The organism is Opitutus sp. GAS368 (assembly GCF_900104925.1).
Classification (GTDB): domain Bacteria; phylum Verrucomicrobiota; class Verrucomicrobiia; order Opitutales; family Opitutaceae; genus Lacunisphaera.
The window spans coordinates 2592099-2612881 of the sequence record NZ_LT629735.1; the positions used below are offsets into that span (position 1 = coordinate 2592099).

Genomic DNA, 20783 nt, shown 5'->3' on the forward strand with positions numbered 1-20783 from the left:
CAGACACTGGCGAACACTCCGACCCACCATGGCTTGGCCCACGATCAATTTCGACACATTGGAGAAACCGCGCCCGCGCCCCGTCTCCCCCGCGCCGGCTTTCCGGGTCCGGCCCGACAGCCAATCTGAACAGGCGCGCCGGGTCAGCGAGAAACTGGACAAGCTTGTCAGTTCCCTCACGGCGAAGGCCACGAAGACCAAAGTCGCCCCGAAGCTCCGGGTCAGGAAGGACAAGACGATTTCCTACGAGGCCTACCTCAGGCGCAAGCAGCTGTGCTTGCGTGCCCTTGCCGGGCTCGCCTTGGCGGGCCTGTCCGCCGTGCTCATTTCCGGGCTGTCCGCTTCCTGGAGCTGGAGTGCCGAAGGCCGGGCCAGGCGTCTCGCCATGGTCCAGTATGAATCTCGCACGCTCACCGGCAAGATCACCGAAATGGACCAGCAGGTCGAGGCCCTGAACCGGCGGGCCGAGGTGCAGGCCAACTACATTGCGGAATTGAGGTCGTCCCCGGCCTTTCATGACTTCACGGTGGATGAAGCGAAGGCGACGGCAATCAGCGCCGATCTGGAGCGCTTGACCAGGGAAGAAGCGAAGCTCCAGAGGAAGCTCCACCAGCTCGGTAAGGAAGTGGTGTCCTTGCAGGTACAGTGATCCATCCGACCGGGCTGATGAACCAGAACGAAACAAAAATTCCGCGTGCTGTCCGCCGCCGCCAGAACGGCATGACCATTCTGGAAGTGATGATCGCCTCCGTCCTGTTGGTGCTGGTCATCGGCTCGAGCATCAGCGCCCTGTCGGCCGGCCTGGCCTATGTCCGCCACGCCCGCATGACGACACTGGCGGGGCAGATCACGCAGTCGGTCATGGAGAACCTCCGGCTCAACAATTACGCCAACATCACGACCTATGCGGGGCGGGCCCAGCCGGTGGCCCTCAACAGTTTCATCTCGGCCGATAACTTCTCCAGCAACATGACCACGGGCTTGACGGTGAACGGAGCCTTCACGATTCTCGTGGCCTCCGGTTCCGGCACGCTGGGCGAGTCGCAGGTTGTCATCACGATCACCTGGCCGGAGAACGGCGTCACCTACACGCGCAAGACCATGTCCATCTTCACGGAGAAGGGACTTTCCGACTACATCTATGCCGGCTGGAGCAAACTCTGACCGCCAGGGCCGCCCGCGGGGCGGTTTCACCCTGGTTGAGGTGATGATCGCCGTCACCCTCTGCGCGCTGCTCACCCTGGCCGGGCTCACCTCGTTCATCTTGACGCTCCAGGGCGAACGCTCGCTGGCGAATTACAGCGAGATGAACGAGAAGGCCCGCAAGATGCTGGAGCAGGTGGGACGGGACCTGCGCTCCGCCGGGGACGTGCCCGCCGGCGGCTACTCCAGCACGTCCCTGCAGATCCTGATCCCCTCGGACACCACCGGGACCAATTGGCAGACCGTGACCTGGGCTTACAACGCCAATGCCGGGACGTTCACGCGCACGGTCGCGGGCGGCCCGGCCGTGACCTACGCGACCAACGTCACGACCTTCAATTTCAAATATTACAACAACAACGGGGTCGCGCCCTCCAGCGACGTCGACCTGAAGCAGGTGCAGTTGTCCATGAGCATGCAGCGCTACCTGACGACATCGAACGCCGCGTCCAATTCCGAGTATGTCATCTCCGCCCAATTCACGCTTCGCAGCAAATCCACGACCGTCTGAGCGCGGGTCGGCGATCCTTGCCGTCCTGCTCTTTGCCTCCATTCTCGCGGTGCTGGCGGCGTATTTCCTGACCCATGCCAACACGGAGGCCAGGCTCGCCACGCGCTCGTTCTACCAGAGCACCGCCATGAATCTGGCGGAAGCCGGCATCGATCTGGCCATGCTCGATATCAACAATGCCAACGTCGGGGTTGCCACCGGTTACAGCGCCGCCCCCGACAACGCTGCCTCCTGGGTCAAGCGCGTCAACGGGACGGGCCAGGCGGCCTACCAATTCGGCCAGGGCACCGGGAATATCTACATCCGCATAGACGGATGGACCGCCAACACCCTGAGCGTGGTGACGGTCACCGTGGCCGGCCTGGTGACATTCCCCAATCCCCAGCAGGCGCCGATTGCCAAGCAGATCTACGTGCAGGTGGTCAAACGGGCCACACAGGCTGCGGCCATCCTCTCCAAGGGGGCGATCAATTTCAACGGCAACGTCTCCATCGACGCCTACAGTTCGCTGACGGGAGTGCCCAACGCGTCAACCAACCGCACCGACAAGGCCGTGGTGGCCTCGAATTCCACGACTGTGAGCCCAAACATCGGCAATGCCACCGTCTATGGCTATTTGGAGACGGGCGGGGCGGCACCGATCATCGGGAGCAGCGGCAGTGTCACCGGAGCCAGCACGCCCAACGGGGTGAAGGTTGATCCGTCCCGCGTCCTCACGAATTTCAACCAGAACATCCCGGTCGCGACCGCCCCTTCCGGCACCGCTATCTCGCTCGGGGCGCTAACCAGCGCCACCCTCCCGCAGAGCGGGGATGTGCCGCAGGCCAATGGTCGCTACCTTTACACCGCCAGCAGCGTGAGCCTGAGCGGACACAATACCGTGACCATCAACGGGCCGGTGGATCTGATCATCACCGGGGACATGTCCATGGGCGGCACAGCTGGCATCACGGTGGGCTCGAGCGCCTCGTTGAACGTGTATGGCTACGGCAACCTGCAGATCGGCGGCAACGGCGTGACGAATGCCACCAATGTGCCCAGCAACACCAGCTTCTACGGCCTGGGCGCCGCAGGGTCCACCGTCTCCGTGGGCGGCAACGGCACTTTCACCGGGGTCGTCAACGCCCCCAATGCCGACATCACCGTGGCCGGCAATGCCACGATCGCTGGCGCGGTCGTCGGGAACTCCGTCAAGTTCAGCGGCAACGCCACGCTCCATTACGACACCCAGCTCAGCGGGACGGCCGCCAGCCCGTATTACTACGTGAAGACCTGGGTCGAGCTGACGGACGCGTCGACCGGCACGAGCCCGTTCAAACGCGACGCCCGTGCCCCGTTCACCAATCTTTTCCTCTGAAGCGCTTATTGCAGGGGCGTCCCTTGTGGACGCCCACATCCGGACATGAAAAAACCGGGCGGCCCGGCCCGGTTGGCTTTCACCCTGCGGCTTGATGCCGCCAGGAGTGTCTTCAAACCCAACAACACCCGTTTGCTGTCATCCTGAACGCAGTGAAGCAGCGGTGTCAGCCGACAAGGGTAAAGTGTGGGTCTTTGAGCATGCGGTTGAGCACGACAATCATTTTGCGCATGACGGCGAGCAGGCAGACGTTGGCGGGTTTGCCGGCGGCCTGGAGTCGCTGATAGAACAGCGACAGGACCGGGTTGTGCTGGGAGGCACTGACTGCGGCCATGTACAGGACGTTGCGGACCTCCACGCGGCCACCGCGGGCATGGCGCGGCCGGGAGGTTTCGCCGCTGTCGTGGGCATGCGGGGCCACTCCGACCAAGGCGGCGATGCGCTTGTCGTCCTCTTCGCCCAGTTCCGGCAGGTACGCCAACAGCGTCGTCGCCAGCACCGGACCGACCCCTTGCAACTGCTGCATCCGCTCTGCCTTGGCCCGCAGGGCGGGATGCGCCCGCACCTGCTGCGCCACCAACTCGTCGGCCTTGGCCAGGGCGGCGGCTTGTTGCTCGCGTTGCGCCTGCAGCAAGGCCTGCAAGGTCGGGCCTGCTGTTTCCAGCCGGTTGGCCGTTTGCGTGCCTTGATCTACCAGCTGCCGGCGATAATCCAGCAGCTCGCGCAACGCGGTTACCTCGGGCAGCGGCGGCTTCTCCACGCGGGGATGCATCGCGCAAGCGTAGCGATAGATCAGCCCCACATCAATCTTGTCGGTTTTGGCCAGCGTGCCCTCCGCCCGGGCGAAGTTACGCACCCGCCCGGGCTGCAAGCGGCAGACCGGTACGCTCGCTTGGTGCAGCTGCTCCAGCAACCGGCGTTCATACCCGCCCGTCGCTTCGCATACCACGCGCACTCCCGGCAGCGGCTGGACGAGGGTGATCAGCGTGGCAATGCCCGCTGCCGTGTTCGGGACCTGCCGGCACTTCTGGCCGGCAATGGTGTAGTCCAGGCGCGCCTTGGAGATATCCAAGCTGACGTACCGCACAGGTTCGGTCGACTCTACCTTGTAATACGAGTTCATGACTCTTTCAGCGGTTCGAGGTTTGACCAGGCACAAGACCGCGACCCGGCTTCACTACGGGCTCGAGGGCCCAAGGATCCAGCGATCTGTCGGTCTTGCCGTCCACCGTGCGGCCTGCACGGCGAACGCCCTGGTGGGCGGCCTCCAGTCAATCCACCCGGACTGACTTGGCAACCCAGCCCAAGCCGGCCTCCTCCGACGAGCCATCGGGCCCATTCTCGGAGCCCGGCTCGGGCCAAACCCTTTTCAACTTTCATCGCCCAAGACATACAAGGATCCATGCTTTCGCTCGCGATATGGCGTTCGCTGCGCTCAGGACGACAAACCGGGTTTGAAAACCCGCTCGGGAGTCCGTTTCAAAACCTCCCATGTAGGGGCGGCGCTTGACGCCGCCCGCGGGCGCCCGCAAGGGACGCCCCTCTGAAAAGAGGCGATTTGGAAATTTCCCCTCGATTTCGGGTCGCAGCAACATGTCGCGACATGATTTTGATGCAGAAAAGGTCGTTACGCAGCCCGCAGATTGATTGTTTTACGCCTAGGAGGGCTTGGGTATCCCTTTCCGGGCTTTCCAGCCCGCGGGCCGACCTTCGGGAGACGTGCGACCCTCAAAGGGACACACCATACCCAAAGCGGGACACGCGTCTCCCAAAGAAAGTCACACGACACTTGAAGAAGGTCACGCCATACCCAAAGCGGGAGACGCGCGACCCAAAGAGGGAGACACGATACCCGAGCCGGGTATTGCGATACCCAAGGGAGGTAACGCACGACCCGAAGAAGGAGACGCCACACCCAAAGAGGGATAGGCGATACCCGAAGAAGGTAACGCGATACCTGAAGGAGGAGAGAGGCTAACCGGCAGCCTTCGCCTGCGGGTGGAGGTGCGCCAGCAAAATCAGTTGCGCCGGCCGGGTTTGTGCTGCCCTGTGAACCATCATGGCGACGCCTCCCCCCGATTCGCCCCTGTTTGATGTGACCGTGCGGGTGGGGTGCAGCCTGGCCTACGAGTTGACCGGCTCGGCGATGTTGCTGCTGAACCTGCGACCGACCCCGGACCGCAACCACGCCATCGTCTTCGAGGCGTTCACCACCGGCGACAACCTTCCCGTGGAGGAATTTGCCGACAGCCATGGCAACCGGGTCACGCGCGTGAAGCTCGCGCCCGGCCGCAACCTCTTCCGGCACGACGCCATCGTCCGCGTCTCGTCGCAGCCCGACAACCACGACCTGACCGACCGCACGCCGCATCTGCCCGCGGACCTGCCCCCCGCGGTGCTGCGCTACACGTTGCCCAGCCGGTATGCGGACTCGGACAAGCTCGGCAATTTCGCCTGGGAGAAATTCGGCCCGGTCGAGCACGGCTGGCCGCGCGTGCAGGCCATCAGTCAGTGGCTGCACGATAACATCGAATACCGCTATATGTCCGGCCGGCCCGACCTGTCGGCGTGGGACATCCTGCAGCGCGGCCACGGCGTGTGCCGGGACTTCGCGCACCTGGCGATCGCGCTCAACCGCTGTTTCAACCTGCCAACCCGCTACGTGACCGGCCACTTGCCGGACATCGGGTTTCCCGACCCGGAGAACCACATGGATTTCCACGCCTACGCCGAGGTGTATCTCGGCGGCGAGTGGCATACGACCGACGCGCGCTTCCATGTGCCACGCATCGGCCGGATCAAGGTGTCGTGCGGGCAGGACGCCGTGGACGGGGCGTTCTCGACGATCTATGGTGGTGCTACGCTGACCTACTTCGAGGTCTGGGCCTATCAGGTGGCGCGCGGCACGGTCGGCGTCGGCGATCCGGTGGACTTCAGCAAACGGCTCGACAACTCGTGGGTCGTGCGGACGGATCCGGTTTAAGTAAAGATCCCCGGACCAAGTTTACCTGCCTGCGGCGGCGCCGAAGGCGACCGAGACCCCGAGGCATTGGCCCAATCCCACGCTGGCGAGGTTGCTCGCGCTCCAACTCTTCGCCTTCTGGAGGCACGGCGACCTCGCCGTGGTCTTAGCTTCGAGATATTGGACCCACGGCGAATAAAATAAACGGTCGAAGCGGTTCGCGGGCGAACCAGTTGGCCGCGTGCGGGGCGGGCGGGCGCGATAGGCGTCGTCTTTGGTGCCGGCGGTTTTTAAGCTCCGCCATCCATGAGAGACGAATACCTGTATGCGGCCGCCAAGGTCATCAACGATCCCTACATTTTGGTGAATGTGGTGTCCCGCCGCGTGAAGCAGCTTCGCCGGGGCAGCCGCCCGCTGGTGGAATCGCTTGAGAAACTCGCACCCGAGGATGTCGCCCTGCGCGAGATCATCGAGGGCCGGATCAGCTACGAACTCGGGCCGATCGGCTCGAAGTAAGCGGGGCCTCTATCGTCTAAAGCGTTGGTCCAGTGGGTCGATACAGGCAGGTTGACAGGGAACACCCTCCGAGACTTACTGTTCCATTCTCCCTATGAGCCACACCACCACCACAAAACGGACCAAATCCGCTGCTTCGAGCGGAGTGGGACACGGAGCGAAACCCCACACGGTTTCACCGGCGCCGTTGGGCGAGTTTCTCGCCAATTACGGCGTTACAGCTGGTCACTACTCTAGGATTGTCAGGCAATATATCGGCAAGCGGCCGGATATGCTCAAGCGAGCAAGTTAACACATGCCAAGGAGGCGACGTCGCAAGCCGTCACCGCTCCGGGCCAGGCGTGTGTTTCTGAATGTTCCTTACAGCCCTTCCTATGAGCGGCTGTTGGTGGCGCTGACGACTGCATTGGTGTCGGTGGGAGCTGAACCCTTGCTCACCTTCGATATTTCCGAAGTGGGCGAAGGTCGGTTGCGCCGGATCATGCAGGCTATCGAGGAATGCCAAACCTCGATACACGATTTGAGTTATGCCACGTGCCAGCCCGCACGATTCAACATGCCCTTTGAGTTGGGTTTGGCTTGTGCCGTGCGCCAGCAGAAGGGAGGGCATGAGTTCCATGTCCTAGAGGCCAAGGCGCACCGCCTGCAACACACCTTGAGCGATGTTAACGGAATTGACCCTAAGGTTCACCATCGACGGCCGAAAGCCGCGATTCGGGCTGTGCTACTCATTATCAGCAGACCGAGGGGCAATCCATCAACCGATGAGGTCAACCGCCTCTATGAATATATCTGGCGGAAATACGTGCCGATGCTGAGGCAGCGGCATGGCGATGGTCTTTTTAGCCGGGATGTATTTACGGACCTCTGCGTAATCACACGTGTGCTCGCGGAGCAGCGGGGCTTGCTTGAATAAAAGGCCGGCGTTCGGTCCAGGGCGGTCCCGGGTTGATTTCCGCGGTCAGTCGACCCGGAAGACCTCGGCGCGGAATTCGCTCGTGCCGAGCCCGCCGGCCGCGATCTCCGCCGTGCCAGCAAGGGTGGCCACCCGCGCGCGCAGCGTCATCAGCTGCCCCGGCAGCAGCGGCTCGATGGGGCCGTAGAACTGCGCGAAGCTGAAGCTGATCGACTTGCTGGGCGTGGCACAGGCGTCGCCGCGGACGATCTGCGCCTCGCGTTGCGTGGCCTGGCCGTGCGGGCCGGTGATCTCCTTGGTGATGACGAAGCGGATGCGTGCTTTCTCGTCGGAGAACTCGATCATCGGGAAGGTCAGGCCGAGCTTCAGCAGGATGCACCGGCCGCTCAGGTCGTCGGGGAAGAGGGAATAATCCCAGACGAGTTCGAAGCCCGGGATGAGCCCGCCCGGCTTGTCCAGGCCGTGGGGCTCGCTCACGCGGACGACGTCGGCCGTGTTGCTGTGTGCGAAGTCGAGGAAGAGGGGCGTGGGGTTGGCGTAGGGCATGGCGGGGATCAGTTGGCGGTTTCCTTCAGGCGCTCGCCGGAGAGTTTGAACCAGCGCTGCTCGGCGCGCCGCCAGCCGCGGCCAGCGCGGCGGAAGCGTTTGCGGATATCCTCCCAGAGGGTGCGGGCTTCGGCGGTCTGGCCCGACTGCTGCAACGACACGGCAAGAAAGTAACGGGGCTGTTCACCCAGCAGGACGGACTCGATGCCCCGCAGGATGGGCTGGGCCTCGGCGTGGCGGCCGGCCTGGACGAGGGCCCAGCCGCGCAGGAAGGTCACCTCGTTGCCGAGCATGCGGTCCGCCTCGACCTTGACCTGGTCGAGCGCGGCGAGCGCCTCGGTGAACTTGCCCGCCTCGAGCTGGTAGCGGGCCACGTTGGCCAGCGTGTGCGGGTCGTCGCGGAACGCACCGCGCAGGCACTCCTCGGCGACGGCGCAGGCCTCGGCGGCTTCGCCGGCGGCGAGCAGCTCGGTGGCGAGTTGCAGGCGCAGCTTGACGGTGTCGGACTCCTCTAACTCGGCCCGCAGGTCGCGGATGCGCCAGGCGCGGGGCTTCCAGAGCGTGAAGTCGCCGCTGCCGACCGACGTCGCGGGCAGGAGCTCGATGAGGATGTAGGCGAGGCCACCGATTACCGGGGCGGCGAGCAGGATCCAGAACCACCAATAGGGGCGGCCGGTCTTGAACACGTGGACAACCAGCGCGAGCTGGATCAGCCAGAGGAACTTGGCGACGATGCCGAAGAGCGACCAATCGGACAGGATGGACTGCATCATTTGGTGGAATCCCGCGGCAATCAGCTCATACCACCACGACGTGGGTCTCGGATTTTTCGGGCGGAACCGGAAGCTTGTCCTCCACCAAGGCCTCGATGAAGGCGACCACTGCCTCGCGGGTGTTAGTCACTGCTTCGTCCTTGGTGCGACCCTGTGAGATACAGCCAGGCAGGCTGGTACACACGGCCACCCACTGGTCGTCTTCGCCCGGGTAAATCACGACCTGTCGCATGGCCAGGAGCCTGTCTTGGATGGAGATTCTGTCAACGCGACGCTGACGGGTGAATCCCCAGGGATCAGGTGGAGAAGCGTGGCTGCAAGGCATTGACAGCGGGTGGGGCATTCTTCTGCATTTTGCCGGGCCGCCTTCATGCCAACCATCGCATCCTTCAACGGGATTGCCGTTAAAGTGAACTTCCGCGAACACCCGCCGCCCCACTGCCATGTATTCTACGCCGGTCGCAAAGCAGTGCTGGATCTCCGATCACTGCAAATCACCCACGGTTCGTTCCCTTCCGCCCGGCAGGCCGACCTGCTGCGTTGGGCGACTCGGCATCGGGTTGCGCTCCTGCAGGCATGGAATGATTGCCAAGCGCGCCGACTCCCCGCAACCATACCCTATCCATGATTGATCCGCTGATCTCCGTTACGCAGGTCAAGGCCCTCCCGGGCTTCAAGCTCCGTCTGCGGTTTTCCGACGGGGCCGAGGGAGTCTTTGACTGTGCGGATGAGCTGTGGGGCGAGGTGTTCGAGCCGCTGAAGGACCCAAAATATTTTGCCAAAGTGTTTCTCGACCACGGAGCACCGTCCTGGCCCAACGGCGCCGATCTCGATCCCGCAGCCTTGCGCAAGGATATCAAGCCGACGACTGTTCCACGCAAGGTGGTCGCGCATAAGCTTCGTCCCGGCAAGGCTGCCGCGGTTCAGGAAAAACAGTCAGATTATCTCCGCAAGAAAGCCAACTAAGCGAGCAGTTGGCCAAGGATTGACGGGGACTTGAGCCCGCGAGCTTCTCGTGCTTATTTTCCGCTCTTCACGCCGCTGGCGAGCAGGGTTTCGAAATGCGGCTCGACGGTTTCGCGGGAGACGACCTGGACCTCGGCCTTGATGAAGCCGGCCTTTTTCAGGAAGCCGTGCAGGGCGCTCTCCTTGAAGCCGAGCCAGAGGTCGCCGAACTGTTCGTGCGCCTTCTCGTAGTTGTGCTCGTTGAGGTCGAGGATGAGCACCTGTCCGCCGGGCTTGAGGATACGGAAGGCCTCGTTGACGGCGGTCTGCGGGTGATTCGCGTGGTGGAGCGCCTGGGAGAGGATGGCGAGGTCGACGGACTTGTCGGGCAGCGGCACCGCCTCGATGTCGCCGAGCTTGTAGGTGAGGTTGGCCAAGCCATTCTTCTTCGCCAGCTCGGTGCCGACCTCGACCATACGTTCGGAATTATCGATGCACCAGACGCGCTCGGCGCGATGGGCGATAAGTTGCGAGATGAGGCCCTCGCCGGCGCCCAGGTCGGCCACGGTGATGGCGGGCACGAGGCGGAGCGCCAGATGTCCGATGGCCTCCCACGAACGGCCGGGGCAATAGTTCTTTCCGAGCTTGCCGGCGATGAGGTTGAAATACTGCTCGGAGACGCGGCGGCGCTTCTGCAGGACGCGGTCGAGGCTGTCGCGGTCTTCGCCGGACTCGGGCAGCCCGGCGACGGAGTCGCAGGCGGCGCGGAGCAGCGTGAGCTGCTTGGGGTCGAGGGTGGCGCGGAGGGAGTAGAAGGCCTTCTTGCCCTCGCGGCGGTCGCTGACGAAGCCGGCCTGGCGCAGCAGCGCGAGCTGGGAGGAGATGCGGGACTGGGCCATGCCGAGGATTTCCTGCAGCTCGGCGACCGAGAGTTCCTCCTTGAGCAGCAAGGCCAGCAGGCGCAGCCGCGTGGAATCGGACAGGATCTTCAGGTGGTCCCAGGAGGAGTTCACGACGGGAAAACTACTGAAGGGAAAGGCGGTGGTTTACAAGCGCGGGGAGGGTGGCTGATTTTCCGCGGATGGCGCGGATAACCGCGAATAAGGGCCAAATCATCGATCCTGTCATGCTGAGTGAAACGAAGCATCCAGAGCGACGTGAGCCCGGCCAACATCCGGCTGGATCCTTCGTTTCACTCAGGATGACAGGGTGTGGGTATTTATCTGCGGTTATCCGCGCCATCCGCGGAAAAGTAAAAAGGCCGCGCTTGAGGCGCGGCCGGAGAAACCCGCCCGGAGGTCGGGTTCCACCTTTCGAATTACTTGGCGTCGATGAACCGGGTGATGCCGGCGATCTGGAATTCCTGGTGGGTGCTGCCGATCTTGAGCTTCACGTGCTCGCCGACCTTCTTGCCCATGAGGGCCTGGCCGAGCGGGGTCTTGTAGGCGATGCGGTGGGCGTCCGGGTCGCTGTCCCACGCGCCGAGCACGGAGTAGCGGACGGCCTTGCCGGTGGCGACGTCGCGCAGGTCGACGATCGTGCCGACGCTGATCGAGTCGGTGCTGGCCTCGCTGAAATCGGTGATGCGGGCACGGGCGAGATCGCGCTCGAGCTGCGCCTTCTGGCCCATGAGGACGCCCTGGTCCTGCTTGGCCATCTTGAACTCGGAGTTCTCCTTGAGGTCGCCGTGCTCGCGGGCGACGGAGATGGCCTTGGAGTTCTCGGGGATGCGCTTGGAGACGATCTCCTCGTATTCGACGCGCTTCTTCTCGTAGCTCTCGCGCGAGACGAGGAACTGCTCGTCCTTGGTCTCGGACTCGCCGGAGACGAGGGACTGGAGGGAGGGGAAGAGCTTGATGAAGCGGGCGAGCAGGGACTTCTTGGTCAGCTCCTCGAAACCCTGGTTGAGCAGGAGGCTGTTGCCGAGGTCGCGGGCCGTCTCGGTGTCGGCGGAGGCGAGGAGGTCGGAGATGAGGTCGGCGTCGTCGCTCAGGGCCTCGGCCAGCGGAATGCGGCGGGTGCCGGCGGACTGGAGGGCCTCGTAGTCGATGGCGAAGAAGATGGCGCCGAGGAGGCGGGGCGTGATGAGCTCGTTGAGGAGCTTGGAGAACTTCTTCGAATGGCGGTTCTTGATGATCCAGAGGAGGACCGGGGCGCGGAGGTTCTGCTCGGTCTTCCAGCGCTTGAGGGCGGCGGCGAGCTCGTCGGCCTGGCCGTTTTCCATCAGGAAATTGATGCACTCGGTGGTGAACTTGCCCTGCGAGGTCTTGAGGAGGGCGAAGACGATCTCGCGCCACTCGAGCGGGTGCGTCTCCTTGACGAGGTCGAGGAAGCGGGACTGGAAATGGACCGGGATCTTCTCGGCGATGGCGGTGAGGCCGCGGACCTCCTTGATGAGTTCGGACTGGGAGGGGTTGGTCGAGCCGTTGTCGTGGCCGAGGATCTTGGCGAGCTCGTCGCGGACGAAGGCGCCGTAGAGGCGCTCCGAGGCGTCGAGCTGGTTGCTGTCACGGACGGCCTCGGTGATGCCGGAGAGGACGGTGGCGAGGGAGGACTTCGACTCCTCCTTGATGGAGGCGGCGAGGAGGTCCTCGGCGAGGGAGATGCGGCGGCGGGCGGAACGGGTGTTTGCGAACTCCTCCAGGATCTCTGTCTCGGCGGACACGGGCTCGTCGCGGACGATGTAGGCCTCGGTCTTCTTGGCCGGGACGCCGACGCGCGGGTCCTTGACCAGCTGCTTTTTGACGTTGGAGAACCAGCGCTTGAACTTTTCCTCGCCGACGACCTGGGTCAGGACGATTTCGAGCTCGATGGCGCTGGCGGCCTTGCCCGGGTAGGCGGAGAGGGTGTCGATGACCAGCTGAACCGGATCATCCTCGATGAGCTCCTTGACCTTGGCGCCGTCGGTCTCCTTGCGGGCCAGAATGTGCTTGGCCGGAAGGACCTCCATGCTCGTGACGCAGAACACGGGGTCCATGCGGTGGGCCTTCTTGCCCTTGAAATCGATGACCAGCTTCTGGTCGGACTCGTCGAACGACTTGATCTGGCCGAAGCCCCAGCTCCGATGGACGACGTAAGCGCCGGCTTCCATCGCCTCCAGTTTGGCTTTGGACGCCTTGAGGGCGGGGTGTTTGCTGACGATCGCGGAGATGGCTTCGGAATTCATAATTGCGTATCTAGTCGGTGAACCGATTAGTTGAGTGGATAATGGCAGAAGATGTCAAACAGGGTTTGGAAAAAGCCTCCGGTGCGTCGAAACCCACCTTCGGCGGCTGGGAAGCCGCGGTCGGCCTTACCGAGCGCTGGCTGGCCCGGTCCGAACGCGTGGACACGCTGCTGGAAGGACTTCCGTCAGCCCTCGCCGGGCAGGAACGGGCCCGGGCCCAGCAGCTTTTCTACGGGGTCGTCCGCTGGTCGAGCCGCCTCGAGGCCGCCTTGGCGGGCCTGATGGCCCGTCCGCCGCGCACCAAAGTGAAGGCTGTTCTCGTGGTCGCCGGTTTCGAGCTGCTGGAGGGCGGCCCGGGCCTCACCGCCAAGGTCATCCACCACGCGGTGGAAAAAGCGAAGACCGTTTGCAGCGCCAAGGAGGCCGGCCTGGTCAACGCCGTCGCCCGCAAGCTGGCGCTGCGCCTGGCCGAGCCGCCCGCCGACGTCGCCACCGAATTTGCCCACCCCGAATGGCTGGTCGCACGCTGGACGCAGCAGTTCGGCGCCGCGACGACCAGAAAACTGCTCGAATGGAACCAGCAGCCCGCGCCGGTCTATGCGCGCTGGCGCATCGACGCCCCGGTGCCCGAGTTCCTCGCGCCGACCAAGTGGCCGGGCTTTTATGAAGTGAAGCCGGGCAAGTGGGACGAGATCCGCCGGCTGGCGAACGAGGGCGCGCTTTACCTGCAGGACCCGTCCACGCGGTTGTGCATCGGGTTGCTCGCGCCGCAGCCGGGCGAGATCATCCTGGACGCCTGCGCCGCACCCGGCGGCAAGAGCCTGTTCATCGCCGACACCATGAAAACGGGCAAGGTGGTCGCCTTGGACGAACCCGGCGAGCCGGGCAAGGTGGACATCCGCCTGGTGCGCCTGAAGGAAAATCTCTCCCGCGCGCCCGCCGGCGTGGAGGTGGCGCAGGTCGAGGCCGACCTGCGCAAGGTGAACACCGACTTCTACCGGAATCTCAACCTGCCGCTCAGCTACGACGGCGTGTTGCTCGACGCCCCCTGCTCCAACACCGGCGTCATGCGCCACCGCATCGACGTGAAGTGGCGGCTGCAGGACGGCGACTTCGCGCGCCACGCCGAGCAGCAGCTCGAGCTGCTCCACGCCGCGGCGCGGCTGGTGCGACCGGGCGGCCGCATCGTCTACAGCACGTGCTCGGTCGACGCGCAGGAAAACGAGCAGGTCATCAAGGGCTTCTTCGACAGCCGCGCCGGCGGACCCTTCAGGCTCGAGGCCGGCGTGCAGGCCTACCCGTGGAAGGACGGCCACGACGGGGCGGGGGCATTCCTGCTGAAGAAGGGCGATTGAACGCAGGCGGCGCCTGAACCTCCCGCCTAAGTATACTATTAGGGGGTGTCTTCAAACTTCCGAAAAGGACCACTAATGAGATTTCACCAATGATGAAATCCACGGAAACCGCTCCGGCTGATCGCCTGCGCGGTGGGCTTCGGGGGCCCGCTAATCGCGGGCAGAGAGGGCGGCGATCAGCCGCCCCCTGAACCTGGCGGCGGAGGCGATCAGCCGGAGCAGTGAAAGTAGATTCCGCCCTTGGCGGAATCCTTTTAGTGGTCCCCCCTTCCGGGCTTTGAAAACACTCCCTCGTTGACATCGGGTCGCCTCGGTTAATGTCAACTAATAGTATACTTAGGCTTTGGGAGCGTCGCCGGACGAGAGACCAGCGGGCTTGGGCGCCAATCACGGCACCAGCTCGAAGACCGGCACCTCCACGTCGGTCTCTTTCGTGCCGGTGAGGAAGGTATAGGTGATCTTCGGGGTGGTCTTCACGAGCGCGGCGTAACGGTCGTAGCCCCATTTGTCCACCGGCTCGCCGTTGATGCGGATGCAGAGGTCGCCGGCCTGCACTGGCAGCGCCGCGGTCGGCGTGTCGGGGATGACGGTGAGCACGCGCCAGTAGACCGGGCCGCGGGTGAAAGACAGGCCGGTGGAGCGGCGCGGCTCCATCGTCACGGGGCCGTCGGCGTCGTGGATGAAGGTCACCTGGTTGCGGCGCTGGTCGAAGGTCAGGACGAAATGCCGGAGGAACTCGCCGCCGATGGAGGAAAGCTGCTCGGTGAGGTCCACGATCGGTTTATCGATGGTGTGGGCGCCGATCAGCACGCTTTGGTTGAGCCGGCCGGTGAGCTGGCGGCGGTCGCCCGACAGCGACGAGATGATGGTGCCGATCCGCGGGCCGTTGGCGAAGCGCGGGTGCAGGCCGACGGGATTGAGGCTCAGGCTGCCGTCGCTGCCGGAATCGACGAGCACGACGAACGACTCGTTGCCCATCTGGATCGGGATGAGCGGCGTGCCCTGCTGGTTGTTGAAGGCGATGGTCGAGACCCGCGGGGTCTGCTTCGGCGGCGGGGCGAACGCCGCGGGGTAGGGCGCGACGACGAGCCGCGCCCCCGGATAGTCGAGCGTGAGGAGCGTGTTCCGGAAAACGGGGAAGCCGATGATGCCGTCGATCGGCAGGCCGAGGTGGCCCGACAGCTCGGTAAAGTCGAAGATGAGCGCCGGCACGCGCTCGAAGAGCGACTCACCCAGCCAGAGCCTGCGCAGGATGGTGGCCTCGAGCTCGAGCTCGCCGCCGCTGGCGGAGCGCACGCGGACCCGCTGGGGCGTCGCATCCTTCCTGGGCTTCACGGCGATCCGCCTGGCCAGCGCCGGCGAGACATAGCTGACCGTCGAACCCGTATCCACGAGGAAGCGGTAGACCGAGCCGTCCTCCTGCTTGCTCTCGATCACGAAGAAATTCGAGATGATGCGGGCCGGCAGGACGGTGGCCTTGACCTCCACCACGGTCCGGCCGGGCGCGCGGCGGGACACGGTGGAGCAACCGGTCACGAGCAGAAGGCAGAGGACGGAGGACAGAAGACAGAGGACAGCCGGGCGGCCCCGCCAATTTAAGACCTGAAATCTGAGACCTGTGATCATTTATGCGGCTGGGGCAGGGCGAGGCCGAGGGCGAAGGCGAAGCCAGAGATGACGGCGGCGGCGGTGAACACACAGCGCGAGCCAAACAGCCAGAATCCGGCCCCGGCCAGCAGCGGCGTAATCGCGCGGGACAGCGAACCGAGGGAACGGAAGATGCCCAGCACCCGGCCCTGTTCCTCCGGGCCGCTGTAGAGGGAGATGAGCCCGCTGGTGGCGGGATTCACGAGGCCCGAACCGAGGGCGAGGCAGGCGAGGCCCGCGTAGAGCATCCAGGGCTGCACCGCGAAGCCGATGACGAACAGGCCGGCGGCGGAGGCGGCGAGGCCGGAGTTGAGCACGCGGACCTCGTCGATCTTCGCCAGCAGCTTGCGGACGATGTAGCCCTGCGTGACAATCGCGCAGAGTCCGAGGAAGCCGAGGAGGAAGCCGTTCTGCCGCGCGGTGTAGCCGAAACGCTCGGCGGCGAGGAAGGTCAGCGAGGTCTCCATCGCCACGAAGGCGACCGAATAGGTGAACGCCACGAGGTTGGCGCGGCGCACGGCGGGGTTGGCCAGGCCGAGGATGGCCGCGAGCGGGTTGCGGATGCGCGGATCGCGCGCCTCGGCGCGGGCGGCGGGCGTGAGCGATTCCCGGAACCGCCAGTAGATCCAGCCGAGGTTGACGAGACAGAGGCTGAGCGCGATGAGCGCGGGCACGGAGAACGGGTTGACGCCGAAACGGGCGAGCGACGGATGGCGGGCGAGCAGGTTGAGGGACGCCGTCAGGGCGCCAAGGGTCGGCCCGGTGACGAGACCGAGGCCGAAAGCGGCGCCGACGAGACCCATCGCCTTGGCGCGCTCGGCGCGTGTGGTGACGTCGGCCACGGCGGCGGTCGCGACGGAAAGGTTGCCGCTGAAGGCGCCGGTCACGATGCGCGAGAGCAAGAACAGCCAGAACGAGCCGCTGAGCACCCAGACCAGGTAGCCCAGCGCGGTGCCGGCGACCGTGAGCAAGAGCACCCCGCGGCGGCCGCGCTTGTCGGAGATGGCGCCCCAGAACGGCGCAAAGATGAACTGCAGGATGGAGAAGAAGGAGCTGAGCACGCCACCGAAGAGGACGGCGGCGAAGGCGTTGTCGCGGCCCAGGCTGTGCGCGATGGCGTTGGACTGCCCCAGCATCCACCCGAGCAGGCCGCCGTGGCCGTCCACGTTGAGGTAATAATTGATGAGATCCGGCCCGAGGGGGAAGATGATCGAGAAGCCGATCAGGTCGATGTAGAGCGTCAGGAAGATGACGCCGAGGGAAAGCGGCTTGGGCCCGGAGGAGGGCGCGGCGGAGACGGGGCTGGCGGCGGCGGAGATCAAGAAGCGGCGAAGGTTGAGCGAAAGACGCCGCTGCGCAAAGCCTCTTTCCGCCCGCCGGCGGGATTAACGAAATTTAGCGGGGCGGGACAGCCGGGCTAATCACGGCCTGCACCTTCCGCGGGAGCCTGGCCACGACCAGGTCGTAACTTCGGCGGATGCGGGCGAGCAGCTGTGTTTCGGGCAGGACCGTCGGGTCGGCGACGCGCACCCAATGGCGCTTGGCGCAGTAGGGCGCCTGCATGATGCCGTCGATCTCCGTCAGCTCGTCGAACTCCTCCGGCGTGCACTTGATCGTGAGCCCGTCGAGCACGCCGGGATCCTCGCCGGTGATCAGGAACATCTTGCCGGCGACCTTGAACACGAGGTGCTCGCCCCACTGCCTGACCACCGTGGTCTGCGGCAACGCCAGGGCGAAGGCCTTGAGGCGGTCGAGGCGCATGGGCTCAGGTGAGGAACGGCTTGACCTTGGCCAGCAGCGTATCGACCTCAAACGGCTTCTGCATGAAACCGGCAACCCCGAGGTTGGCGCTGCGCTGCATGGCCTCGCTCTCGCTGTAGCCGCTCATCAGGATGACGGGCTGCCGGGCACCGAGCATCCGCATCCGCCGGAGGGTATCCTCGCCACTGAGGCCGGGCATGGTCATGTCGAGCAGGACGAGGGAGATTTTTTCCTGATTGGCGCGCAGGAGCTCGAGCGCGGCCTCGCCGCTGGCCGCCGGAAAAATGGTGGCGCCGTGGATTTCCAGCACGGTGGTGGCGATGCTGCGGACGGCCTCCTCGTCGTCGACCACCAGCGCGGTGCCGTGCAGCCGCACCCGTTCATCCGGGGTGGAAAACGGCGGCGCCGAGGAAACGGTCGGGCCCGTCGTGGCCGGCAGGAGCAGACGGAAGGTGGAGCCCCGGCCCAGCTGCGACTCGACGAACAGGGCCCCCCGGTGGCTCTGCACGATGCCGAGCACGGCGGAAAGGCCGAGGCCGCGGCCGGAAAACTTCGTGGTGAAGAAGGGCTCGAAGATCCGGGCGATGGTCTCCGGGGCCATGCCGTTGCCGTTGTCGGTCACCTCGAGGCCCGCATAGGTCCCCGGAGGCAGGTCGGGGTTGCCCAGCGCACTGTGCAGCAGGGCGGCATCCGCCTCGCGGGTGAAGGTGGTGACGGTGATCAGCCCCGTCTGGCTCATGATGGCGTCGGACGCGTTGATCACCAGGTTCATCACGATCTGGCGGAGCTGGGTGACGTCCGCGAGCACCGGGGGCAGGCCGGGGGCCAGCCGCAGGTCGAGCCTGGTGCTCTTGCTGATGGTGACCTCGAGGAGCGCGGCGGTGCCGCGGACCAGCTCGCTGAGGCTGACGCGGTCGGTCACGATCTTGCCCTTGCCGGCGTAGGCGAGCATCTGCTGGCAGAGGTCGGCGGCGCGGCGTGCGGCGTGCTCGATTTGCTCGAGGCTGCGGTCAACGGGCCGGCCGGCGCCGGCGTCGTGCCGGGCCAGGGAGGCGTTGGCCAGCACCGAGGTGAGGATGTTGTTGAAATCGTGGGCGATGCCGCCGGCGAGCACGCCCAGGCTCTCGAGTTTCTGCGCGGCGAGCAGCTTGCGCTCAATGGCCAGCTTCTGCTGTTCGGCATGCTTCAGCGCCGTGACGTCAATGGCCAGCCCCTCAAGGAAACGCAGCCCGCCCGTCTCGTCGTAGATCGGCCGGCCGCGCACCAACACCCACTTTTCCTGGCCGTTGCGATGGGTGAGGCGGTATTCGATCTCGAAGGGCCGGCGGTCGGTGATGGCTTGGGCGACCCCGCGGCGGATAATGGGCCGGTCGTCGGGCACCGTCAGCTGCGGGAGATGCATGCGGCCCGCCACGTAGTCCTCGGCCGGGTAGCCCGTGAGGGCCAGCAGCCCCTCGGAGGCGAAGAGCATGGTCAGCTTCTCGTCGAACCGGCAGCGGAAAGCCGCGCCGGGCAGCTGGCTGATGAGGTTGCTGAGCTGGCGGCGGTTCTCCTGCAGCTCGGCCTCGGCCTGCTTGCGGGCGGTGATGTCGGTGGAGATGCCGCAGAGGCCGTAGACGCGGCCCTCCGCGTCGCGCAGGGGAAATTTCTGCACGATGGCCGTGGTCGCCCCGGCCGCCCCCGGCAGGTGGACCGTCAACTCATATTGGATGGGGGTGTTGGTGGCCAGCATCCGCTGGTCGCCGTCCCGGAAACTGGTGGCGATCTCCGGCGCAAACAGTTTGGCGTCGTCCTGACCGATGAATTCGTCGGGCGAACGCTGCCACATGCGGGCCAGCTGTCGGTTGACGAGCACGTAGCGGCCGGCCACATCCTTCACGAAAATCGCGCTGGGGCTGTGGTCGAGGATGCCCTGCAGGCGGCCTTCGCTGGCCTTGAGGGCCTGCTCGGCCGCGATGCGCTGCTGGATGTCCTCCTCAAGCAGCTTCTGTGTCTGGCGCAGCTCGGCGGTCCTTTCCGCGACCTGCGATTCGATCACGAGGGAACGGCGCACCCGGCCATAAACAAACAGGGCGAGCGCACCGGTGGCGAGCAGGCCCAGGCCGAGCGCCTTGACGGGCTCGGCGGAGCGACTGGCCGCCAGCCATTGCGGGGTCGGGCGGAAAAGCAGCTCCCAATTCCGGCCCCAGACCGGGAAAGGAGCCCACACGGTATGGGAGGCGACGAAGGCTTTTTCCGCCGGCGGATCGTCCACCTGAATGCGGCCATCCTGTCCGACGAGGCCGAGAACTTCGCCGCCATTGCGGACGCTGTCGTCCACGATGAGCATGTCGAGGACGCCCCGGCCGTCCCGGGTGTCGTGGGCGAAGTCGGCCAGCAGCCGGTCCAGGCGGAAGACCCCGGCCACGATGCCACGGAACCGGCCGGCGGCGCCGGCGGGCCCCGCCTTCTCCCGCACGGGCAGATAGACGATGAAACCTTGGACGTTGCTTTCCGGGGAAAACAGCCGCAGCCGGTGCGTCATGATCGTGCGGTCGGTGGCGCGCGCGACGGCGATCTCCGGGACGGTGCGGCCGGTCAGGAGGTTGAAGCCCAGGGCCGGGAGGTTCGCGGCCAGCGGTTCGCAGTGGATGATCGGCAGGTATTGCGCGTGCTCCGCCGCGGGTTGGAACTCCGCGCGCTCGGGATCGACGAGGTCCTTGAGGACAAAGCCGGGAAATCCCTCGGCCCGCACCGCCGCCTCCACGCCGGCGCGCTCCGCCTGGGTCACCAGTGGCGCCCATTCGAGGGCCATCAGCCCGGGGTAGCTTTCCCGGAACTGGGCGAACACGCCGACAAGATCCGACCGCTCGGGGCGTTCCGAGAAGCGATACAGCAGCCGGGTCGATTCCAGCACGACATTGTAGCGCTGCATGACGGCATCCAGGGCGGCGACGCGGTTTTGCACCCGGCGCGCGAAATCTTCCTTGAGGCGCAGCTCCTCCGCCTGGCTGGAAACGTAGAAGGCGATGCCGCTCAGTCCGGCGCCCAAGGCAAAAATGCCCAGGGCGATCAGCCAGGCGCGCAACTTCGGACGGGGATGACTCATGGATGGATTTTCCGCCGGCAAAACCGGCCGGCCGCAG

General features: G+C 65.2%; 19 protein-coding genes. 9 read left to right on the top strand and 10 right to left on the bottom strand.

Annotated features, from left to right (window positions below):
• The first annotated feature begins 28 nt into the window (after positions 1 to 28).
• From BLU29_RS11110 to BLU29_RS11125, 4 genes are read left to right on the top strand one after another with little or no spacing between them, the layout of a single operon-like run.
• The gene (locus BLU29_RS11110) at positions 29 to 649 is read left to right on the top strand and encodes a hypothetical protein (RefSeq protein WP_091057811.1); all 621 of its coding nucleotides are present in this window, start codon (positions 29 to 31) and stop codon (positions 647 to 649) included.
• 17 nt (positions 650 to 666) lie between these two features.
• Positions 667 to 1164 carry a prepilin-type N-terminal cleavage/methylation domain-containing protein gene (locus BLU29_RS11115; protein WP_091057814.1) on the top strand — a complete coding sequence of 166 codons (498 nt, stop codon included), beginning with the start codon at positions 667 to 669 and terminating at the stop codon, positions 1162 to 1164.
• Positions 1142 to 1714 (top strand): prepilin-type N-terminal cleavage/methylation domain-containing protein, encoded by a 573-nt coding sequence (locus BLU29_RS11120; protein WP_091057815.1) that lies wholly within the window; start codon positions 1142 to 1144, stop codon positions 1712 to 1714. The genes BLU29_RS11115 and BLU29_RS11120 overlap by 23 nt, the downstream gene beginning before the upstream one ends.
• Positions 1665 to 3071, top strand: a complete 1407-nt coding sequence (locus tag BLU29_RS11125; RefSeq protein WP_157693802.1) for a hypothetical protein — start codon at positions 1665 to 1667, stop codon at positions 3069 to 3071. Before BLU29_RS11120 ends, BLU29_RS11125 begins: the two co-directional genes overlap by 50 nt.
• Before the next feature lie 166 nt (positions 3072 to 3237).
• On the opposite strand, the gene BLU29_RS11130 is transcribed toward BLU29_RS11125, so the two are convergent.
• Positions 3238 to 4194 (bottom strand): IS110 family transposase, encoded by a 957-nt coding sequence (locus BLU29_RS11130; protein WP_091054872.1) that lies wholly within the window; start codon positions 4192 to 4194, stop codon positions 3238 to 3240.
• A 936-nt stretch (positions 4195 to 5130) separates the two neighbouring features.
• On the opposite strand from BLU29_RS11130, the gene BLU29_RS11135 reads away from it, so the two are divergent.
• The 3 genes from BLU29_RS11135 (at position 5131) to BLU29_RS11145 (ending at position 7465) form a co-directional block, all read left to right on the top strand.
• Positions 5131 to 6054, top strand: coding sequence for a transglutaminase family protein (locus BLU29_RS11135; RefSeq protein ID WP_091057820.1), 924 nt, complete (start codon positions 5131 to 5133; stop codon positions 6052 to 6054).
• Positions 6055 to 6339: 285 nt separating this feature from the next.
• Positions 6340 to 6549, top strand: a complete 210-nt coding sequence (locus tag BLU29_RS11140; RefSeq protein ID WP_091057823.1) for a DNA-directed RNA polymerase subunit omega — start codon at positions 6340 to 6342, stop codon at positions 6547 to 6549.
• Positions 6550 to 6892: 343 nt separating this feature from the next.
• Complete coding sequence (locus BLU29_RS11145; protein ID WP_157693803.1) at positions 6893 to 7465, top strand: hypothetical protein; 573 nt, start codon at positions 6893 to 6895, stop codon at positions 7463 to 7465.
• A 45-nt stretch (positions 7466 to 7510) separates the two neighbouring features.
• On the opposite strand, the gene BLU29_RS11150 is transcribed toward BLU29_RS11145, so the two are convergent.
• The 3 genes from BLU29_RS11150 to BLU29_RS18820 are packed head-to-tail and all read right to left on the bottom strand — an operon-like array spanning position 7511 to position 9229.
• On the bottom strand, positions 7511 to 8011 hold the full coding sequence (locus BLU29_RS11150; RefSeq protein WP_091057827.1) for a hypothetical protein: 501 nt from the start codon (positions 8009 to 8011) through the stop codon (positions 7511 to 7513).
• 8 nt (positions 8012 to 8019) lie between these two features.
• Positions 8020 to 8784, bottom strand: coding sequence for a tetratricopeptide repeat protein (locus tag BLU29_RS11155; protein WP_091057830.1), 765 nt, complete (start codon positions 8782 to 8784; stop codon positions 8020 to 8022).
• A gap of 25 nt (positions 8785 to 8809) precedes the next feature.
• Positions 8810 to 9229, bottom strand: coding sequence for a type II toxin-antitoxin system HicB family antitoxin (locus BLU29_RS18820; protein ID WP_343125153.1), 420 nt, complete (start codon positions 9227 to 9229; stop codon positions 8810 to 8812).
• Positions 9230 to 9408: 179 nt separating this feature from the next.
• Between BLU29_RS18820 and BLU29_RS11170 the strand changes: the two genes are divergently transcribed.
• Positions 9409 to 9750 carry a DUF2442 domain-containing protein gene (locus BLU29_RS11170; RefSeq protein ID WP_197677695.1) on the top strand — a complete coding sequence of 114 codons (342 nt, stop codon included), beginning with the start codon at positions 9409 to 9411 and terminating at the stop codon, positions 9748 to 9750.
• A gap of 53 nt (positions 9751 to 9803) precedes the next feature.
• On the opposite strand, the gene BLU29_RS11175 is transcribed toward BLU29_RS11170, so the two are convergent.
• On the bottom strand, positions 9804 to 10742 hold the full coding sequence (locus tag BLU29_RS11175; protein WP_091057836.1) for a metalloregulator ArsR/SmtB family transcription factor: 939 nt from the start codon (positions 10740 to 10742) through the stop codon (positions 9804 to 9806).
• 305 nt (positions 10743 to 11047) lie between these two features.
• On the bottom strand, positions 11048 to 12895 hold the full coding sequence (locus BLU29_RS11180; RefSeq protein WP_091057839.1) for a GreA/GreB family elongation factor: 1848 nt from the start codon (positions 12893 to 12895) through the stop codon (positions 11048 to 11050).
• 41 nt (positions 12896 to 12936) lie between these two features.
• Here BLU29_RS11180 and BLU29_RS11185 point away from each other — a divergent pair, with 41 nt between their 5' ends.
• Positions 12937 to 14250: an RsmB/NOP family class I SAM-dependent RNA methyltransferase gene (locus BLU29_RS11185; protein ID WP_091057842.1), complete on the top strand. Its 1314-nt coding sequence runs from the start codon at positions 12937 to 12939 to the stop codon at positions 14248 to 14250.
• A gap of 387 nt (positions 14251 to 14637) precedes the next feature.
• Here BLU29_RS11185 and BLU29_RS11190 read toward each other — a convergent pair whose 3' ends face one another.
• The 4 genes from BLU29_RS11190 to BLU29_RS11205 form a co-directional block, all read right to left on the bottom strand.
• The gene (locus BLU29_RS11190) at positions 14638 to 15786 is read right to left on the bottom strand and encodes an aspartyl protease family protein (RefSeq protein WP_157693804.1); all 1149 of its coding nucleotides are present in this window, start codon (positions 15784 to 15786) and stop codon (positions 14638 to 14640) included.
• Between the two features lie 86 nt (positions 15787 to 15872).
• A complete protein-coding gene (locus BLU29_RS11195; protein WP_231962219.1) occupies positions 15873 to 17219 on the bottom strand; it encodes an MFS transporter in 1347 nt (448 codons plus the stop codon).
• A 73-nt stretch (positions 17220 to 17292) separates the two neighbouring features.
• Positions 17293 to 17658 carry an MmcQ/YjbR family DNA-binding protein gene (locus BLU29_RS11200; RefSeq protein ID WP_091057847.1) on the bottom strand — a complete coding sequence of 122 codons (366 nt, stop codon included), beginning with the start codon at positions 17656 to 17658 and terminating at the stop codon, positions 17293 to 17295.
• A gap of 4 nt (positions 17659 to 17662) precedes the next feature.
• Positions 17663 to 20746, bottom strand: coding sequence for a PAS domain-containing protein (locus tag BLU29_RS11205; protein WP_091057850.1), 3084 nt, complete (start codon positions 20744 to 20746; stop codon positions 17663 to 17665).
• Positions 20747 to 20783: the final 37 nt, after the last annotated feature.

Coding starts and splice junctions, on each gene's coding strand:
- BLU29_RS11110 (WP_091057811.1), top strand. CDS start 29: ATGGCTTGGCCCACGATCAATTTCGACACATTGGAGAAACCGCGCCCG.
- BLU29_RS11115 (WP_091057814.1), top strand. CDS start 667: ATGAACCAGAACGAAACAAAAATTCCGCGTGCTGTCCGCCGCCGCCAG.
- BLU29_RS11120 (WP_091057815.1), top strand. CDS start 1,142: ATGCCGGCTGGAGCAAACTCTGACCGCCAGGGCCGCCCGCGGGGCGGT.
- BLU29_RS11125 (WP_157693802.1), top strand. CDS start 1,665: ATGTCATCTCCGCCCAATTCACGCTTCGCAGCAAATCCACGACCGTCT.
- BLU29_RS11130 (WP_091054872.1), bottom strand. CDS start 4,194: ATGAACTCGTATTACAAGGTAGAGTCGACCGAACCTGTGCGGTACGTC.
- BLU29_RS11135 (WP_091057820.1), top strand. CDS start 5,131: ATGGCGACGCCTCCCCCCGATTCGCCCCTGTTTGATGTGACCGTGCGG.
- BLU29_RS11140 (WP_091057823.1), top strand. CDS start 6,340: ATGAGAGACGAATACCTGTATGCGGCCGCCAAGGTCATCAACGATCCC.
- BLU29_RS11150 (WP_091057827.1), bottom strand. CDS start 8,011: ATGCCCTACGCCAACCCCACGCCCCTCTTCCTCGACTTCGCACACAGC.
- BLU29_RS11155 (WP_091057830.1), bottom strand. CDS start 8,784: ATGATGCAGTCCATCCTGTCCGATTGGTCGCTCTTCGGCATCGTCGCC.
- BLU29_RS18820 (WP_343125153.1), bottom strand. CDS start 9,229: ATGGCAGTGGGGCGGCGGGTGTTCGCGGAAGTTCACTTTAACGGCAAT.
- BLU29_RS11170 (WP_197677695.1), top strand. CDS start 9,409: ATGATTGATCCGCTGATCTCCGTTACGCAGGTCAAGGCCCTCCCGGGC.
- BLU29_RS11180 (WP_091057839.1), bottom strand. CDS start 12,895: ATGAATTCCGAAGCCATCTCCGCGATCGTCAGCAAACACCCCGCCCTC.
- BLU29_RS11185 (WP_091057842.1), top strand. CDS start 12,937: ATGGCAGAAGATGTCAAACAGGGTTTGGAAAAAGCCTCCGGTGCGTCG.
- BLU29_RS11200 (WP_091057847.1), bottom strand. CDS start 17,658: ATGCGCCTCGACCGCCTCAAGGCCTTCGCCCTGGCGTTGCCGCAGACC.
- BLU29_RS11205 (WP_091057850.1), bottom strand. CDS start 20,746: ATGAGTCATCCCCGTCCGAAGTTGCGCGCCTGGCTGATCGCCCTGGGC.